This is a genomic window from Staphylococcus sp. CWZ226, assembly GCF_018986355.1.
Lineage (GTDB): Bacteria > Bacillota > Bacilli > Staphylococcales > Staphylococcaceae > Staphylococcus > Staphylococcus simulans.
In genome coordinates this window covers 51,219-70,466 of sequence record NZ_JAHMSB010000002.1, presented here as the reverse complement: position 1 = coordinate 70,466, position 19,248 = coordinate 51,219, and the positions used below count along the sequence as shown (strand labels likewise).

The 19,248-nt window shown below is 36.5% G+C and carries 17 protein-coding genes and 1 pseudogene; 11 read left to right on the top strand and 7 right to left on the bottom strand.

Translation table 11 applies throughout. The features are described 5' to 3' along the window. Positions 1-109 precede the first annotated feature (109 nt). The 3 genes from tcaB to KRR19_RS01970 all read left to right on the top strand — a co-directional run bounded on the left by tcaB (position 110) and on the right by KRR19_RS01970 (position 3,625). On the top strand, positions 110-1,306 hold the full coding sequence (gene tcaB, locus KRR19_RS01980; protein ID WP_002479754.1) for a putative multidrug effflux MFS transporter TcaB: 1,197 nt from the start codon (positions 110-112) through the stop codon (positions 1,304-1,306). A 121-nt stretch (positions 1,307-1,427) separates the two neighbouring features. Then, a complete protein-coding gene (locus KRR19_RS01975) occupies positions 1,428-2,054 on the top strand; it encodes a C39 family peptidase (protein WP_002479756.1) in 627 nt (208 codons plus the stop codon). A 185-nt stretch (positions 2,055-2,239) separates the two neighbouring features. Further along, entirely contained in the window at positions 2,240-3,625 is a 1,386-nt protein-coding gene (locus KRR19_RS01970) for an amino acid permease (RefSeq protein ID WP_023015075.1), read from the top strand. Positions 3,626-3,708: 83 nt separating this feature from the next. Here the strand turns inward: KRR19_RS01970 and KRR19_RS01965 are convergent. Then, a pseudogene (locus KRR19_RS01965) lies at positions 3,709-5,539 on the bottom strand (APC family permease). A gap of 208 nt (positions 5,540-5,747) precedes the next feature. On the opposite strand from KRR19_RS01965, the gene KRR19_RS01960 reads away from it, so the two are divergent. After that, complete coding sequence (locus KRR19_RS01960; protein ID WP_367874475.1) at positions 5,748-7,268, top strand: serine hydrolase domain-containing protein; 1,521 nt, start codon at positions 5,748-5,750, stop codon at positions 7,266-7,268. Positions 7,269-7,415: 147 nt separating this feature from the next. Here the strand turns inward: KRR19_RS01960 and KRR19_RS01955 are convergent, their stop codons facing one another. Beyond that, positions 7,416-8,810, bottom strand: a complete 1,395-nt coding sequence (locus KRR19_RS01955) for an MFS transporter (protein ID WP_156666764.1) — start codon at positions 8,808-8,810, stop codon at positions 7,416-7,418. Positions 8,811-9,054: 244 nt separating this feature from the next. Between KRR19_RS01955 and KRR19_RS01950 the strand changes: the two genes are divergently transcribed. From KRR19_RS01950 to KRR19_RS01920, 7 genes are all read left to right on the top strand, one after another. Then, on the top strand, positions 9,055-10,824 hold the full coding sequence (locus KRR19_RS01950) for a sensor histidine kinase (RefSeq protein WP_002479762.1): 1,770 nt from the start codon (positions 9,055-9,057) through the stop codon (positions 10,822-10,824). Beyond that, positions 10,821-11,591, top strand: coding sequence for a response regulator transcription factor LytR (locus KRR19_RS01945; RefSeq protein WP_002479763.1), 771 nt, complete (start codon positions 10,821-10,823; stop codon positions 11,589-11,591). The genes KRR19_RS01950 and KRR19_RS01945 overlap by 4 nt, the downstream gene beginning before the upstream one ends. Before the next feature lie 249 nt (positions 11,592-11,840). Beyond that, entirely contained in the window at positions 11,841-12,302 is a 462-nt protein-coding gene (lrgA, locus tag KRR19_RS01940) for an antiholin-like murein hydrolase modulator LrgA (protein ID WP_002479764.1), read from the top strand. After that, positions 12,299-13,000 (top strand): antiholin-like protein LrgB, encoded by a 702-nt coding sequence (gene lrgB, locus KRR19_RS01935; protein ID WP_002479765.1) that lies wholly within the window; start codon positions 12,299-12,301, stop codon positions 12,998-13,000. The genes lrgA and lrgB overlap by 4 nt, the downstream gene beginning before the upstream one ends. Positions 13,001-13,234: 234 nt before the next feature. Further along, on the top strand, positions 13,235-13,594 hold the full coding sequence (locus tag KRR19_RS01930) for a DUF3147 family protein (protein ID WP_002479766.1): 360 nt from the start codon (positions 13,235-13,237) through the stop codon (positions 13,592-13,594). A 19-nt stretch (positions 13,595-13,613) separates the two neighbouring features. Further along, on the top strand, positions 13,614-13,976 hold the full coding sequence (locus KRR19_RS01925; RefSeq protein ID WP_002479767.1) for a DUF3147 family protein: 363 nt from the start codon (positions 13,614-13,616) through the stop codon (positions 13,974-13,976). Between the two features lies 1 nt (position 13,977). Continuing rightward, positions 13,978-14,520, top strand: coding sequence for a TetR/AcrR family transcriptional regulator (locus KRR19_RS01920; RefSeq protein ID WP_002479768.1), 543 nt, complete (start codon positions 13,978-13,980; stop codon positions 14,518-14,520). 113 nt (positions 14,521-14,633) lie between these two features. On the opposite strand, the gene KRR19_RS01915 is transcribed toward KRR19_RS01920, so the two are convergent. The 5 genes from KRR19_RS01915 to KRR19_RS01895 all read right to left on the bottom strand — a co-directional run bounded on the left by KRR19_RS01915 (position 14,634) and on the right by KRR19_RS01895 (position 19,003). After that, entirely contained in the window at positions 14,634-15,401 is a 768-nt protein-coding gene (locus tag KRR19_RS01915) for an alpha/beta hydrolase (RefSeq protein ID WP_057509972.1), read from the bottom strand. A gap of 93 nt (positions 15,402-15,494) precedes the next feature. Further along, positions 15,495-16,184 (bottom strand): ABC transporter permease, encoded by a 690-nt coding sequence (locus KRR19_RS01910; RefSeq protein ID WP_002479770.1) that lies wholly within the window; start codon positions 16,182-16,184, stop codon positions 15,495-15,497. After that, positions 16,184-17,128 (bottom strand): osmoprotectant ABC transporter substrate-binding protein, encoded by a 945-nt coding sequence (locus KRR19_RS01905; protein ID WP_002479771.1) that lies wholly within the window; start codon positions 17,126-17,128, stop codon positions 16,184-16,186. The genes KRR19_RS01910 and KRR19_RS01905 overlap by 1 nt, the downstream gene beginning before the upstream one ends. 31 nt (positions 17,129-17,159) lie before the next feature. Beyond that, positions 17,160-17,789, bottom strand: a complete 630-nt coding sequence (locus KRR19_RS01900; protein WP_002479772.1) for an ABC transporter permease — start codon at positions 17,787-17,789, stop codon at positions 17,160-17,162. Next, positions 17,789-19,003 (bottom strand): betaine/proline/choline family ABC transporter ATP-binding protein, encoded by a 1,215-nt coding sequence (locus KRR19_RS01895; protein WP_023015081.1) that lies wholly within the window; start codon positions 19,001-19,003, stop codon positions 17,789-17,791. The genes KRR19_RS01900 and KRR19_RS01895 overlap by 1 nt, the downstream gene beginning before the upstream one ends. Positions 19,004-19,248: the final 245 nt, after the last annotated feature.

Genomic DNA, 19,248 nt, shown 5'->3' with positions numbered 1-19,248 from the left:
TCTTCATTTCACTTATTTTCTGTCGCACTTAAAAAAATATACACACAAGCCGCTGATTTACGTTACAATTAACCATAATAATTGATTAACAGAATAGGAGTTATCTCAAATGGTCAAAACTGAACAATCACGGCTCCCTATTATTATGATTATAGTTTTAGGAGCTATGACCGCTTTCGGTCCGATGTTGGTAGACATGTATAACCCTGCTCTTCCTCAAGTGCGGGATGATTTCGGTGTTTCTACTTCAACATCACAACTTACTTTATCCTTTGTCATGATCGGTATGGCACTAGGACAATTTGTTTTCGGTCCACTCTCTGACGTTTATGGACGTAAGAAAACAGTGTTATCGATTTTAATCGGTATTGCGGTTGTCTCTTTAGCTTGTGTCTTTGTGTCATCTATTAATGTCTTCTTAGTCTTACGTTTTATTCAAGGGTTACTTGGAGGCGGCGCAATTGTAATCGCAAGAGCAACTGTCAGTGACCAATATGAAGGTGCAAGCTTAACGCAAATGATCGCAACTTTGCTTGTGGTTAATGGTATTATTACGATTATTGCACCATTAATCGGCGGTTATACCTTAGCATTTACATCATGGAAAATGATTTTTGCGGCATTAACACTGATTTCATTAGTGATTTTCTCAATTGCATTTATTAAGATGGAAGAAACACGTGATACGGCAAATGTACGTTTAAATTTCGGCGCAATTTTTAAAGACTTCGGTCACTTATTAAGCAAAGCGCGTTTTGTCATTCCAATGTTGATGCAAGGCTTTACTTACGTGATGCTTTTCAGTTTCGCAGCCGCTTCACCTTTCATCACACAAAAAATTTACCATATGTCACCTCAAGCATTCGGTTGGATGTATGCGGTAATTGGTATTGGATTAATTGCGATGAGTCAAATTACCGCATTTGCGGTGAAGTATATTGAAAGAGAGAAATTGCTGCATATCTTAACAGGTATTCAAGTATTTGGTGTGATCCTTGTGGTCATCACAACTGGTTTCCATTTACCATTACCGTTATTATTAGCTTCTTTCTTTATTATGGTATGGCCGGTAACAGGTATTGGACCGCTTGGTTTCTCTTTAGCGATTGAAGAACGTTCTGGGGGAAGCGGTAATGCTTCAAGTTTACTTGGTTTATTCCAATTTATCATCGGCGGTATTATCGCACCATTAGTTGGTATTCAAGGTGGTACAAGCGTCGGTCCATTTATTGTGATTATCTTAATCACTAGTGTGTTAGTCATCGTCTTAAACGTTTGGTTACACAAATTAATTCAAGTTAAATAACATGAATGAGAGTGAGACAACAGTCTCGCTCTTTTTTATATTTTCTGAGACAAAGTAATATACTCAGTCATGTACAACTTTTATAATAAGAGTAATGATGAACGATGGGGAGTTATCAAAAATGAAGAAAATACTAAATGTTAAACCAAAAAGTCAGCTCTCTCCAATTCCTATGGTCATGGGCTGTGAAGGCACTGCCGCATCTATGCTGCTGGATTATAATCATATATTTGTCCACCCCATTTCTTTAATGAAACGTTGGCCGACACATCCAAGCAATCCGAATAAAGGCTACGTCGGTCATTTCTTAATGATTAAACCGGGTGCACATCAAACGATTTTCCCAAATGCATTTGTTCCCTACTTGAAACAATATGACACACGTATTAAAGATGGTACTGGTAAATCATTAGCTGAACTTGAACGTATTATCGATGCAGGTCAACCTGTATTGATTTATCACACAGTACTGGGCCAAAAACCGCAGCGTAGAACGTTCAGAGTCGATGACACACGTAAAGAATGGGTCTCAAACATTCATATCACCTTATTAATCGGATATGACCAAAACAACTATTTTTATATTGATCCATTATGGGCACAATTTGGTCGTAAACTCTATGTTCCAGCTTTGATCCCTTCACGTTATCAAGTGATTCAAATCCCGAAAGATAAAATGCGTCAAAGCTATGACTCAGCCGGTCGTCTTTGTTTATATCATGCGACAGAAGCCACAGAAAATTTATAGAAAATGCTTACCCAAACCAGCTAAAAAATAACAAAATTTTTGATAGTTTTAAATTATGTACTTCATAAAAGTTTTTTATATTTATACATTAACAATTGCAATGTCCTGAAATTTTTTATATCATTATTAACATCATTTAACGTCAACCCCTTTGTCATATACAAATCCGAAAGGGTGCAAAAATTTTGGGACAGAAATTACAAAAAGACCTCAGCAATAGGCATATACAGTTAATCGCGATTGGTGGGGCAATTGGTACAGGTCTCTTTTTAGGATCTGGCCAAACGATTAAATTAACAGGTCCGAGTATTTTCATCGCTTATATCATCATTGGGATGTTTTTATTTGCGTTTATGCGCGGACTGGGCGAGTTACTTTTAAGCAACACACGTTTTAATTCATTTGTAGATATTGCTAATGAATATCTAGGACCATTCGGCGGTTTTGTGATTGGATGGACCTACTGGTTTTGTTGGATTGCATCAAGCATGTCTGACTTAACAGCTATCGGTCAATATATTTCATATTGGCTGCCTGATGTTCCTAACTGGATTTCAGTGCTGTTCGTGGTATTAATCTTAATTTCATTCAACTTGTTAGGCGCAAAATTGTTTGGTGAACTAGAATTCTGGTTTGCTTTAATTAAGATTATAACTATCATCGCATTGATTGTAGTAGGACTAGTATTAATTTTCATGTCAGTAAAAACTGAACATGGTACAGCAAGCTTTTCAAACTTAGTCAGTCATGGCGGATTATTCCCTAATGGTGCTTTCGGCTTCTTAATGGCTTTCCAAATGGCAATCTATTCATTTATTGGTATAGAATTGATCGGTGTAACTGCCGGTGAAACGAAAGACCGTGCTAATACGATTCCGAAAGCCATTAATAATGTACCGATTCGTATCTTATTATTCTATGTCGGTTCATTAATCATTATCACATCTGTAGTTCCTTGGAATACTTTAAGTGAAAACTCAAGTCCATTCGTTAAAGTTTTCGGCTTGATTGGTATTCCATTCGCCGCAAGTCTTGTGAACTTTGTAGTTATTACAGCTGCAGCGTCAGCTACTAACAGTGGTATTTATTCAAACAGCCGTATTTTATTCGGTTTAGCTGAACAAGGCTTAGGTCCTAAAGCATTAGGTAAAGTCAACCATCGTGGTGTACCGCATATTTCAATGTTGATTTCATCAATTTTATTACTGTTCGCAGCATTATTGAACTATGTCTTCCCTAATGCAGTACAGTTATTTATCTATGTCACAACACTATCAACCGTACTTTACTTATTTGTTTGGACATTGATTATCATTTCATACATTATTTATGCCTTTAAAAACAAGCAGGAACATAAAACGAACGACTTTAAATTACCAGGTGGTCCATATGCCGGTATCGTTGTGTTACTCTTCTTCTTGTTTGCCTATGTACTATTATTCTTTACAGAAGAAACAAGAAATGCACTATTTGTATCACCGATTTGGTTTATTATCGTCATTATTTTCTATCAGAAATATAAACACAACGCACATGCGAATGTCGCAAAAATGCGTGAAACAAAAGAATAAACCTCAAAAAAGCCAAGAACGTCAGTGTTCTTGGCTTTCGTTTTATAGTCGCTTCCCTCTTTATATACCATGCACCCAACAACTTATTTCTTCAATTTCAAAGGAATCATGGCTAAGATACAATTTTTTTGATAAAACAATGTCCATCTTAATAAAATACCTGTTTGGTTATGCAGTAAGTTCTGCCATGTTTTATTCGTAATAAACTGAGGGACAATAACGGTAATCACAAAGCGATCATTTTCAGCTTTGCTTCGAATTTTATCAATAAAGCGTGCTAAGGGTTTAACTACACTGCGATATTGCGAATGTAACATGACCAAACGAATATTGGGATAACGTGCTTGCCATTTCTCTAGCATCTTTTGATCTTGATGTTCATCAAACGATACATGAACCGCAATAATGTGATCAGATGTCATTTTGGCGTAGGCAATAGATTTATCTACGATAGAAGATACCGAACTGACTGGTATCAAGGCTAAATTTTTATCAACATGACGCATCGCTTTAAAGAAATTGTCTGTTCGCAACTCTTCAGCAATATTGTGATAATGCGTACGAATACGTAATAATCCCATTACAACTAAAGGCAAGAAAATTAATATCGGCCATACTTGTGAGAACTTTGTAATCAGAAAAATCATAAAGACTACGAGTGTGATAGTACCACCGATTGCGTTAGCGATTAATTTAAAGAACCAACCTTTCGGACGTTCTTTAACCCACTTTACGACCATACCGTATTGCGCAAGTGTAAATGGAATGAAGACACCTGTCGCATATAAAGGAATTAAACTGTCGGTACGTCCTTTAAATAACATAATCAATACAATCGCAATACCGCCTAAGATAATCATAGAGTTTGAGTAACCTAAACGATCACCTCTGACTGTAAACATATGTGGCATGTATTTATCTTGTGCCATATTCGCCGCAAGCAATGGAAATGCGGTGAACCCTGTATTCGCAGCTAAAATCAAAATACATACTGTAGATGCTTGAATAAAGTAAAAGGCAACATTTTGTCCGAATACATGTGCCGCAAGTTGTGAAAGTACTGTAGTTTGAAGTTTCGGTACAATGCCATACCAATACGATAAACCAACAATACCTACTAACATCAACGCGAGGATAGTTCCCATCGCAATCAACGTTTTGACGGCGTTTTTAGGTGCCGGATCTTTAAAATCCATCACCGCATTCGATATTGCTTCAATACCAGTTAATGACGATGCCCCTGAAGAAAAAGCACGTAGTAATAAAAATAACGTTACTCCAGGTACTGCTGTACCAATAGACGCATGAACTTCTGGTGTCGTTTGACCGGTCACTACTTTAAATGCACCATACCCAATCAATATCAACATTCCGAAAATGAATAAGTAAACTGGAAATGACAATACTGTCGCAGAGTCTGTCACCCCTCTTAAATTCAAAATCAAAATAATGATGACAAGCAGACAAGCTATCAATACTTTATGATGATATAAAGCAGGAAACGCAGCGATAAAAGCATCTGCTCCTGAAGAAATACTAACTGCGACCGTTAATGTATAATCTACTAACAGTGCACCGCCAGCCAACAATGATAACTTTTCTCCTAAATTATATTTCGTGACAGTATATGCGCCGCCTCCCATGAGGGTATGCATATATCACTTGTCTATAAGACAAAACTAAAGCAACTAATAAGACTAAAATACCTGCGGTTATCGGTAAAGTATACCATGTCGCCAAAACACTAAGCGCAGTCAATGTTAATAAAATCTGTTCTGGACCATAGGCAACAGATGATAACGCATCTGAAGATAAGATAGCTAAAGCTTTGACTTTACTTATTTTTTCACTCGATAACTCCCTGTTACGTTTAGGTGTTCCGATCAATATGTGTTTTATTTGTTTTATATTCATATCTAAGGACCTCTAGACTCTTCATGTTTTGAATGGCAAAAACATACTCCTATTCTTTAGAAAAGTACAGTCAATTTATTTAAATTACATAGAACTTTCACATTTTACCTACATTTTTATAAACTGTTCACAAATATTTCTCACCTCTCACATGAATCAAACCCCGTGCTATAATAATAAAAACTAAACTTACAGGAGCACACACATTGTGAAAACAAAATCCATTTACTCTTACATATTACTTTTAGTTATTACCTCTGTTTTATTTTTAAGTATAAGTTATAGCTTGGTATTTTCTTATACAAAGTATTCAGTAAAACATTTTAAACACCAGACATTAAATCAATTGGTCGATCATCGTATTGAAAAAACCATGAAGGAAGATCACATACCTGGATTAAGTGTTGCGCTCATTAAACGTAACGAAGTCGCTTTAAATAAAGGCTATGGGTATGCCGACCTCAAACAACATACGTTAGCTGATGCGCAGACACGTTATGAAATCGCATCTAATACAAAAGCTTTCACAGGCTTAGCTATTTTAGAACTTGCTAAGCAAGGCAAAGTTAAATTAGAGGCGCCTGTCTCAAATTATTTACCTTGGCTTCATTTAACCTATCAAGGACATGAACAAGATATCACTTTAAAGATGTTACTCGCTCAAACCAGCGGTATTGATGATCAAATGTCACCAGATCAAGAAGGTGAAGTGCCAACAAAGAAAGATAACTTAAAGGGACGTGTAGAAAGTCTGAATCATGAGGCTTTAAGAAGTAAACCTGGCGATGTTTTTAACTATGCTAATATGAATTACAATATCTTAGGCTTAGTTATACAAGAAGTGACAGACACTTCATATGAAGATTATATGCATAAGTATTTTCTTAAACCGCTTCACATGGATCATGCTTTCTTTAAAACAGATAAGCAGCAAGCCGCAAAAGCACAAGGTTATGTATTAGAAGGAAGAGATGTTAAAGCAAATGACCCTGATTATTTCCGTGGTGATACACCTGCCGCTTACTTAATCAGCAGTACAACTGATTTGATTCCTTTTGTGAAAATGAACTTACAACCATCCGCTTCAAATCAAGCACTCATTAAACAATCACACACACTGTTGACAGATGTGCCTGACAAATCACATATGAATGGCTATGGCGCTGGCTGGTTTATTGATCAGTACTCAAATCAAGTCTTACATCCTGGTACATTACCTAATTATTCATCAATGATTATTTTAGATACCAAGTATCAAAATGCGGTCATCCTTTTAGCAAATTTGAATGCGCCTGGTTTACCTGATTTAGCACAAACATTACTCTACCAAATTGAACATTATCAAAACTTCACAGCACTGCATCAAACAGCAGCGGATAATCTTGTGTTATTAACTATTACTTTATGGTGGGTTATTTTAATGTTCACTGTGTTATGTGCAGCTTGCATAAGAAACAGCTATCTTCTTAAACAACATAGACACTTAAACAAATCAAGTTGGCTAAATAAATTATCAATAAGTCTAACCGTACTTATCATCATCGGCTTGCTTTATAGTACTTGGGTTATGCCTTCATGGTTATTAAAAGATGCTAGCTGGTCTATTGCCTTTAGTGTCTTTCCACCTGTTGTATTACTGATAGGTCTCGGCAGTCTACTCACATTGATACTCAGTGTGCTTTATTTCAACAGTTGTATCTTACTTAAATCAAATCGACCTAAATTATAAAATTCAATACTTTTGAACATAAAAAAGAGCAGTTCTCATTGTTTAGTTTCCCTCATAAACTAAACAACAAGTACTGCTCCTTCTTTTCATTTCTATTCTGCTGTCATACGTTTCTCATTATTATTTTTTTGCGTGGAACATTTTTTATTAATAAGTTTCGCCTTGTGATTTTGGAACTAAGAATAATACTGTAACAAACGCAATAAGGCCTAATAAGATATTAAAACCGATACCTGCCATTGCGCCTACTTGCAAGTTGACACTCTCAGATACAACGGCATAAATCGTACCTGAAATCGCAATACCAAATGCGTTACCCAGTGATGATGCCATTTTATAAATACCGGATGCAGTGCCGACTTTATTGTCTGGTGCACTTGTTACAGCTGTGTCTGTTGATGGTGTCGCATACATACCTAACCCTAAACCGAATAGCAGATAGCCAATGACACTAGATACGACATAAATACCTGTCGGCAAGAATGTTAAAGCAATCAGTAACATCCCTGCTGCGTTCAATAACGATCCGTATAACATCGGACGTTTGGCCCCAAGTTTCTGCATGATTTTTTCTCCGACACGAATCATCACAAGTACTGTGATAAGATATGTGATACTCATCATACCTGATTGGTTAGATGTAAATCCGAGCCCTTGTTGGAAATACGTATTTGCGACAATTAAAGTTCCGGCTACAGCGTTCAACGCGAAGTTTGAAATCACTGCCCCAGAGTAACCTTTGTGTTTAAATAAGTCAAAGTCAATTAATGGGTTCTGTAATTTCTTCTCGTAAATTAAGAAGAAAATAACTGAAACAATAAACACAACAGTTAAGCTTAAAATCAATGGTGATAAGAATCCGAAGTGAGATGTTTGTGTAATAATCACGTTTAAACTTAACATCATAATCGCTAAAACTACTAAACCTACAACGTCAAATTTGTGACTACGCACATCACTATCTCTTGAAGCTTTTGTTTCAGGTGTGTGACGTATTAGAATCATCGCTAAAATAGCGACAATAATAGATACGATAAAAATCCAACGCCAACCTACGAATGTGGCCATTAATCCGCCAAAGTATGACGTAATACCTGAACCACCCCATGAACCGATTGACCAATAACTTAATGCTCTTTGTCTATCTTTGCCTTGGTAATATTCATTAACAATGGCTAAAGTAGCAGGCATAATACAAGCTGCAGAAAAACCTTGAATGATTCGACCGATAATCAATAACGCTGATAAATTGGAAACAATAATCAACAGTGAGCCCACGACACTGAGAATTAATCCAATATACGTCATCTTGACACGCCCGATTTTATCTGCGATACTTCCGGCCCCCACAACGAACAAACCAGAGAATAACGCTGTCAAGCTGACCGCAATATTGATCGTTCCTGCATTTGAACTAAAGGATTCTTGAAGTGTCGGTACCACATTCAATACAGACTGTGCGAACAGCCAGAATGTGATGACCCCAAGAATGATACCTAACAACAATCTGTTGTCACCTTTGAACGGTCTTGTTGCTGTCATATTTAATTCCTCCTATACCCCTGCAAAAAAATCGAAAAAAATAGCGATTTAGCTTATGCTACAATAGCAATATAAACTAAACCTATCATTTTCAATATATGAAATATCTTACAACAATTTCAACTTAAATTCTATAAATACATGCGATTCCGCTTAAATATAAGTGTTACTTTACATCAATAGTATAGAATATAATTAATTATGATTATGTTGTCACAAAATTCGAACATTACAGGTGATTTCAATGCTCAACTTATTTATGCTTTTACTCGAACGTGTCGGCTTGATTATTTTGCTCGCTTACCTCTTGATGAACTTCAATTATTTCAAGAATTTGATGCATCATCGAGAAACTTGGCGTGCGAAATGGCAGCTTGCGATTATGTTTGTCATCTTTGCTTTGCTCTCTAACGTAACGGGTGTCGTGATTAGAGATTCTCAAATTTTATCAGGTCAACTCTATACTCATTTAGCTCCTGATACTTCACTCGCAAATACACGTGTGTTGACTATCGGTGTTTCAGGACTCGTCGGCGGGCCTGGTGTCGCTTTAGTTGTAGGGATTATCTCAGGTATCTATCGATTTTATATCGGTGGTGCGAATGCTTTTACATATTTCGTATCTTCTATCTTAATTGCGCTTGTGTCAGGCTATGTCGGCCGTTACTATTTAAAAGCACGACGCTACCCTCCTATTTTCTTAGGTGTCATTGTCGGTGCGTTATTAGAAGTCATTCAAATGACATGTATTCTGTTGTTTGCTGAACATTCTGGTCATGCTTGGTCGCTTGTGAGTTTCATTGCGATTCCAATGACTTTAATGAACAGTATCGGTACCGCAATTTTCTTATCTATTATTATTTCTACAATTAAACAAGAAGAACAAATGCGTGGAGTTCAAACTCATGATGTCTTACAACTAGCTAATGAAACTTTGCCTTACTTCAGAGAAGGTTTGACTGAAGCATCTGCTTTTAAAGCCGCACAAATCATTAAGGATTTAATGCAAGTCCAAGCGGTTGCGATTACCAATCGTCATGATATTTTAGCGCATGTCGGTGCAGGCAGTGATCATCATGTGCCGCAAAAAGCGATTATTACAGATTTATCTAAAACGGTGATTCAAAGTGGAAAAATCAAAGAAGCACATTCACGTGAAGAAATCGGATGTCACCATCCCAATTGTCCATTAGAAGCCGCCATAGTGATTCCGCTTCATATTAAAGACAAAGTAGTCGGTACGTTAAAACTGTATTTTACAGATGCACATCGATTAACCTTTGTAGAAAAGCAATTAGCCACAGGTCTAGCCAATATTTTCTCAAGTCAGCTGGAACTTGGCCAAGCAGAAACACAAAGCAAGTTATTAAAAGACGCTGAAATCAAGTCATTACAAGCGCAAGTTAATCCTCATTTCTTCTTTAATGCGATTAATACAATTTCTGCTTTAGTCAGAATTGATAGTGAAAAAGCGCGTAATTTATTACTGCAACTGAGCCAATTCTTCCGTTCTAACTTACAAGGTGCGCGCAATAACACCATTACGCTTGATAAAGAATTACAACAAGTTGAAGCTTATCTTTCATTAGAACAAGCACGCTTCCCTAACCGCTTCAACATCGACTTTGACATTGATCCAGCAGCACAACATGCACTCTTACCACCGTTTATCATTCAAGTCTTGGTCGAAAACGCTATTCGTCATGCGTTTAGAAATCGTCGTTCTAACAACAATGTCAAAGTTACAGTAAAACTCGAAGCACATTACTTATATCTCACTGTTAAAGATAATGGTATGGGCATTCCTAAAAACAAAATGCCTTATATCGGCAAAGCCATTGTACATTCTGAATCTGGCGGTACAGGCAGTGCGTTAGAAAACTTGAATTTGAGATTATCGGGTCTATATGGACCAATGTCTATGTTGAAAATTAATTCTAATGAAGATGGAACAACAGTCCGTTGTGCCATTCCATATCGCACACAAAGTGACGAAGGAGGTCAATTGATTTGAAAACTTTAATCGTAGATGATGAGCCATTAGCACGTAATGAATTAAATTACTTACTGACACAAAATGGTCAATTCGACAAAATAGAAGAAGCTGAAACAATCTCAGAAACCTTAGAAAAATTATTATACGATACGTATGATGTCATCTTTTTAGACATTCATCTGATGGATGAAAGTGGATTGGATTTAGCTGAAAAAATTAAGAAAATGCGTCAGCCTCCTTATATTATTTTTGCGACAGCACATGACAACTTTGCGGTAAAAGCCTTTGAACTGAATGCGACAGATTATATACTGAAGCCGTTTGAACAAGCGCGTATTGACGCGGCAGTTGCCCGCGTGGCTGCTCAACTGCAAACTCATACAAAAACAGAAACTGAAGTTAAATCAGAAGAGACGAACCATCAACAACAGAAACAAAAATCCACAGACAAGGCACCTGAGGTCTTACCGATTGAAGTAGATGAACGTATCTATGTGTTGAATCAAAAAGATATTATCGCTTTAACAGTAAATAATAAAAGAACAACGCTGCATACATTAACCCATGATTATGAAACATCAGAACCTATGAATAATTACGCAAAGCGTTTAGATGAGAAACAATTTATTCGTATTCACCGTGCGACCATTATCAACAAAGCACATATTCAAACTGTAGAACCTTGGTTCAATTATACGTATCAAGTTACTATGACCAATGATCTCAAAGTACAAGTCAGTCGTTCTTATATGAAAGCATTTAAACAAACTATTGGGTTAGAATAACTCTAATCAATCAAACGACAAAAGCCTAGTTTCCACTTTACAAGAAACTAGGCTTTTTTGTATTTCAATTCTATTTTTCAGCAACTCAGATTGCTTCGCTTACATTCTAGAAATATTACTCTGAATTTCAACTTCTGATTAGTGCAACTCGCATACGAATACTCGCATCTCATCGTGAAAACGCACACAATCTCGTTTTTTCGTCTTAAACTAGAGACAAGATAAAGAAACGAACGGAGGCAATCCACGATGGAAAAAGCACAAGCAAACGTTAAAAAAACAAGCAAAACAGCAAAAGCGTATTCATTCTTACATCAAGTCCTTGTCATCAGTATCATTTTATTAATTTCAAAAATTATCGAAAGTTTCATCCCTATTCCAATGCCGGCATCAGTGATTGGTTTAGTATTGATGTTCATCGCACTTTCAACAGGCATCATTAAACTCGGTGAAGTTGAAGGTGTGGGAACTGCGCTGACAAACAATATCGGCTTCCTATTCGTACCGGCTGGTATTTCAGTCATCAACTCACTTGGTATTTTAAGCAAGAGTCCGATATTAATTATCTTGTTGATTATTATTTCAACTGTTTTATTACTACTTTGTACTGGATTTGTTTCTCAAATATTAGTGAAGGGTTCACCTATTAAACGTAAATCTGAACAACATTCAGTCAAACATCACAATAGAGTTGCGGAGGATCATGTATGATTGAACATTTAGGCATTAACACACCGTATTTTGGTATCTTGTTATCTGTGATTCCTTTCTTAGTTGCCACATACTTCTTTAAAAAGACCAATGGTTTCTTCTTATTAGCACCATTATTTGTAAGTATGGTCTTTGGGATTGCATTTTTAAAGGTAACTGGGATCAGTTATGAAAACTATAAAATCGGCGGAGACATTATCAACTTCTTCTTAGAACCAGCAACTATCTGTTTTGCGATTCCGTTGTATAAAAAACGTGACGTACTTAAAAAATATTGGGTTAAAATTTTCAGCGGTATTGCATTAGGTACAGTCATCGCAATCTTCGGTATCTATGCATTCGCTAAATTATTCCAATTCGGAAGCGGTATTGTGGCATCAATGATTCCGCAAGCTGCGACAACTGCCATCGCATTACCTGTATCAGATGGTATCGGCGGCGTAAAAGAATTAACATCTTTAGCAGTGATTTTAAACGCAGTCATTATTTATGCATTAGGTAATAAACTATTACGCTTCTTCCACATTGATAATCCGATTGCACGTGGACTAGCGTTAGGAACAAGTGGCCATACACTCGGTGTTTCTGCAGCACAAGAACTTGGTGAAACAGAAACTTCAATGGCGAGCATCGCGGTTGTATTAGTGGGTGTCATTGTTGTCGCAATCGTTCCTTTCTTAGCAACAATTTTATTGTAAGACCTCTTACCTACCACAGCTTTAATTTTCCATTCGTTTAGAGACAGGATGACCTGTCTCTATTTTTTTGATTTATTAACATGAATTAAATGTAAGCGTTTTAATTTAAAGTTTTCATTAAATGTTCAATTATGAAGAGTTGTATCCTGTTTACAAGAAAATATGTGCGTATTACACTATTAGTAAACGATACGTTTCGTTTTAAAACTATATAGATTGGGATGAATTTTCATTATGTTCGGCATTTCATTAATAAGCTTGATCATCCGCTTTATATTCGGTGGATTGGCTGTTACTTTGGCGACTGTTATCGCGTCAAAACTCGGCGGCAAATTGGGTGGTATCTTTTCTACTTTCCCAGCTGTTTATTTAGCTGCCTTAGTCACATTATCTGTTGACTTTTCCGGCAATAAATTAGTTTATGAATCTATCCACTTAAGTGCTGGTGCTGTTATCGGTATTATCGGCTGTATTATCAGTGTCGCTTTAACAGCAATCGCGGTAAAACATATCGGATATAGAAAAGGCGCAGTATTCTCTATCGCCTGCTGGTTTGTTTTATCTTGTATCATCCTAGCACTGAAACATATTTAATCGGAGGTTTGAATAAAAAATGAAAATGCTATTGGTTAAATTTTTAGCTGGCGGCATGTCCGTCTGCTTGAGTTATATAGTATCTGTTATTATTCCATGGAAAGAATTCGGCGGTATCTTCGCAGTATTTCCAGCTGTATTCTTAATCGCTTTAATTGCTTCTGGTATCCAATATGGTGACAAAGTTGCAGCTCATGTCAGTAATGGTGCAGTATTCGGTATGACAGGTGTTTTATTCAACATCTTAGCTACTTGGTTGATGTTAGTATGGACAAACAACTGGATTCTCAGTATTTTCGTTGGTTTAATTGCATGGTTCTTGAGCGCAATCATCATTTTTGAGATAGTAGAGAAACTAGCACATTTGAAACGAGGTCATTAATATGGCAGGTAGACCAAAAGATCCGAAGATAAATATAAGGATTTTTGATGAGTTAGGCAAAATGTTAGAACGTGAATCCTATAATTCTATTACTATAGATGAATTAGCTGAAAATACACAGATTTCAAAGGCGACTATTTATCGTCGTTGGAAAGATAAAGACAGTATGATTATTGATATGTTTTTAAACAAGGCACATTCTGATGTCACACTTCAAGGTGATTTCTTTGAAGATTTATATGCCACTTTGATTAAAATCACACGTCTTTATAAAACACCATTAGGTAAAGCAGTCATTCAAATCTTATTAACCAATGAAGAGAATGACTTGCGCAATCACTTTATGGAAGATTATTTCAACCAATATCGTCAGATGTTAAAACAGGTCAGCGCACCTTATATACCAGAGGAACATCAAGATATGTTTATTGATTTAATCTTCTCACCGATTTATTTTAATATCTTAATTAAACCTGAAGTGCTTACAGATGAATATATCTATAACATGTTAAATACTGTGATTGATGCCTATCGTCCTTCTTAACCTTTCAGCTGTTTAACAAGAATAGAAAATGATATAAAAAATCCCCTCAAACCTATTTTTGAGTTTGAGGGGAATTTTTTTATCACTGTGTTTCTATTTCGCTGATTTCTATATTATTTTCTATCTTTTAAGAACCAATCTAATGCATATTCAATTGCTTTATCCCAGTATGCATAGTCATGTTTACCTGGACCATCTTCGAATTGATATGCGATTTTTTTGTCATCTAAATAGCTGATGAAATCACGGTTGTCTTGGTATAAATCATCTTCTGTACCGCACATAATCAATAATTCAGGAATATCTAATCCTTTTTCTATTGCTTGATCTACCAAGTAATAAGGGTCAAGTTCTGTTCCTCTAGCCGCTGTTTTCTCTCCTAATATCGCATGTTTAGAGAAGTCATGCCAATCTATATTCATCAACCAATCAGGTGTAAAGACTGCAGATAATGGTGCCGCTTTAGAAAAGCGCTCTGTTTGTGTTAATGCATATTTGATTGTGCCATAACCACCCATAGAATGACCTGCGATAAAGTGGTCTTCACGACGTTTAGATAACGGTAAGATTTGAAGTGCATAATCAAATACTTCTAATACATAATCATAATAATTATGACCATAACCCATATTCGCATAACCACTGTGATCGCCTGCTGGCATAATCACTGCGATTTGACGTTCTTTCGCATAACGTTCTAAACTTGTAAATCTTAAATAAGATGTTTCATCGCTTGATAAACCATGTAGTAATAAAAGCACAGGTAATTCTTTTGCGGGTTTACCTGTTTTAAATTGTGAAGGTTCTTCTGGTAAAAACGCATTAAAGCGTTGTTCTTTACCTAATGTGATTGAATCATAATTAACTTGTAACCATGCCATAATAAGTTCCTCCTTATGATTAGTTTCAATACCAATGATAAAGGTATCGCATATCAGATGAAATCATCTTGCATGCGATACCTTCTAATTTAATTACCCATCTACACCTTGAGGTAATGGACCTTTCGGTTTTCTTTTCTTCACAGGGTCGAGACGTTTTTCTAAGAATCTTAAAACAATATCGATGATGACTGCAATTAAAGCAATTGGAATCGCACCTGCAAGAATGAATGTTGTGCCGTCTGTCGCGTTTGTACCACGGATGATAATATCACCCAGTGTCGGAGCACCGATGAATGAACCAACCGCTACAACACCAATTGCGACAACTAATGCGATACGTAAGCCACCGATAATCACTGATAAAGCTAGTGGTAATTCAATCATACGCAATACTTGATTACCTGTCATACCCATACCTTTACCAGCATCTTTGATATTGGCATCGACACCGATAATACCTGAGTATGTGTTCTGAATAATCGGTAATAAGGCATATAAGAATACAGTGACTACAACTGTTGTTGGACCTAATCCCATGACTAACATCAGAATGGCTAACATTGCGATAACAGGAACTGTTTGAATGATGTTCGCAATAGTAATGACAGTCTTAGATAATTTGCCGAATCTTGAAATCAGAATACCAATTGGAATTCCGACAATCGCAGCAAAGATGACGCCATAAACTGACATGAGTAAGTGTTGGAAGAAAAGTCCCCACAGATAACCGGCGTTCAATGAATAGTATTCAATCAGCTGTTGGAATAAATTACCTTTCATTATTTTTGCCCGCCTTTCTTATCTTCGAAATAATTATGTTTTTGTAAGAACTCTTCGGCTACGACTGCAGGCTCTTTACCTTGTCCGTCTGCTTCATAGTTCAAATGCTGCATTTCTTCTGTTGAAATTTTGCCTTCTAATTTTTTCAATGCTGTATTAATTTCAGGATGTTTCTTTAATAAATCTTTTTTAGCAACTGGACTCGCATCATATGGCGGGAAGAATTTTCTATCGTCTTTTAATACTTTCAAGTCATATGCCGCGATACGTCCATCAGTTGAATAACCTAATGCAACATCTAGTTTTTTACTTTTCAATGCATCATAAACTAAACCGATTTGCATTGGACGTACAGTATTAAAACTAATGCCGTACTCTTTTTTGAATCCTGGATAACCGTCACCTTTACGGTTCAACCAAGAACTATCTACACCTAAGCGTAACTCTTTTTCATGTTTCTTTAAGTCAGAAACTGTTTCTAAGTCATATTTTTCTGCTGTTTCTTTTGTCACCATGAAAGCGTACGTGTTATCAAAACCGTAAGAATCAAAGAATTTTTGATTGAATTTTTTATCGAATCCTTCTTGTGTCACTTTCATTGCTTTTTTAGGATCCTTAATTGGATCTTCACCTAAAGCACCGACCAAGTCCGTACCTGTATAACGTGTACCTGAAACATTCGCGTCACCGTTCATCAACGCGTTATGTTGGATGGTACTTGAACCCATATTATTAATTAATGTCGGTTTGATTTTATCTTTTGTTTCGTGCTCAATCATTAAGCGCACCATATGTGACATGATTTGAGACTCACTTGTTGCAAGTGATGTAATTTCTACTGAATCATCATCTGCACGACCACCGCCTAAACCAGGCAGACTGCATCCAGATAATACAACAAGACAAGTCACCATCAGAATCAAGTATTTTTTTATCTGTTTCATAAAGTTCCAATGTCCTCCCTATCTGGATATTTTATGCTTTTAAGCCTTTTGGTACTGCCCATTTTTCTACTGCGCGTAGTACGTAATCGACAATTAATGCTAATGCTGTAACAAGTACTGCAGCACTCACAATCATGATTGGGTTATATAAGTTCAATCCGTTGAAGACGAAGTCTCCTAAACCGCCTGCACCTACATAACTTGCAAGTGTTGCCCAACTGATAACATACACACTTGATAAGCGGATACCACTTAGAATTAACGGTAATGCTAAAGGCATCTCAACATCTTTCATCAGTTGGAATTTTGTCATTCCCATACTGATCGCTGCTTGGCGAACATCTGGGTTGATATTTTGAACACCTAATACAGTGTTATTTAAAATCGGTAATAAGATATACACAAACAATGCGATAATTGCTGGTGTTTTACCTACACCGAAAATTGGAATCATAATGGCTAATACTGCAAGTGTCGGAATCGTTTGCAGCACACCTGCTGTTGTTAATACAATACTTGCTGCTTTTTTAGTTTTAGCTAACAAAATACCGATCGGCACTGCTACGACGATAGCGATGAGAAGCGCAACAATAGAAATAAAGAAATGTTCGCCCGTCTTTTGAATCAGTTCGCCGCCATATTCTTGAAGGAATTCTTTCATTATCGCTCAACTCCTGCATCCGACGTTTTTTCGTGATCCATTTCTACCGGTGCTTCTTTAATACCTGATGCTTCAGATTCTTGTAGCGCTTCTTCAGCACCTTCACCCCAAATGCTGTCATAAACAATATCTACTAAGTTGGCACGTGTGATTAAACCGACTAATGTGTCGTGATCATCAACCACCGGCACGTTACGTACGTTACGTTTTAAAATCGTACGTACTGTGTCTTGTAATTTACTATTCACATTTACGCGATAAATATCACGTTGCATTGTATCAATCAGTTCTTTACCTGCACGTAATCCTTGGTTGATATCTTCAATATCCATGTAACCTAAAAATCTGTCTTGGTTAGTTACCACAAAGATTGTATCGATACGATGACGACGCATCACATCAACCGCATGGTTTAATGAATCGTCTGCACGAACTGTAATTGGTTTAATCATCGCATCTTCTACTGTACGCATATTCGGACGGTCTTGAATCAAACGGTTTTGACCGATGAAATCACGTACGAAGTCATTCGCTGGATGACGTAAAATATTATCTGGTGTGTCGAATTGAACGACTTTACCTTCAGACATAATACAAATCTTATCTGCAAGTTTGATTGCTTCATCCATATCATGTGTAACGAAAACAAATGTTTTACCTAGTTTTTGTTGTAACTCTTTAACTAAGTCTTGTAATGTATCACGTGTAATCGGGTCTAAAGCACCGAACGGTTCGTCCATTAAGATAATGTCTTGTTCAGCTGCTAAAGCACGTACAACCCCGATACGTTGTTGTTGTCCGCCTGATAATTCAGATGGATAACGATCTAAGTATTCTTCTGGTAAGTCAACTAATTTAATTAACTCACGTGCTTTTTTATCTTTCTTTTCTTCTGGCCATTTTAATAATTTTGGAACCAGTACAATGTTTTCTTTGATTGTCATGTGCGGCATTAAACCGATTTGTTGAATCACATAACCAATACTGCGGCGTAATTCTACCGCATTCATCTTTCTGACATCTTTGCCATCAATCGTAATTTGTCCTTTCGTTGCTTCAATCATACGATTGATCATACGTAAAGCAGTTGTTTTACCACTACCACTTGTACCAATAAATGCAACAAATTCCCCTGATTGAATATCAAGCGAGATATCATCTACCGCTTTTTTACCTCCAGGGTAAACCTTAGATAAGTTCTTAATACTAAGCATTAAAGTAATTCCTTTCTTTATCGAATTTGTTTAAGCCTAAAGTAAGTTCTAAGTTGTGAGTAAAGAACAGTCTGTCTATTGTTCTCTGTACACACCCTAAAAGCAGTCAATAAAAAAATCACTTGCCCAATGTTTCAATAACTTAACGGATAAGTTCCTAAACAAAGTCGCAAATGACTTGTTAATTGCTTTAGATTCGGTTGCGCTGCAACCTTCACCTCAACTACGTTATAATACAGCGCTGT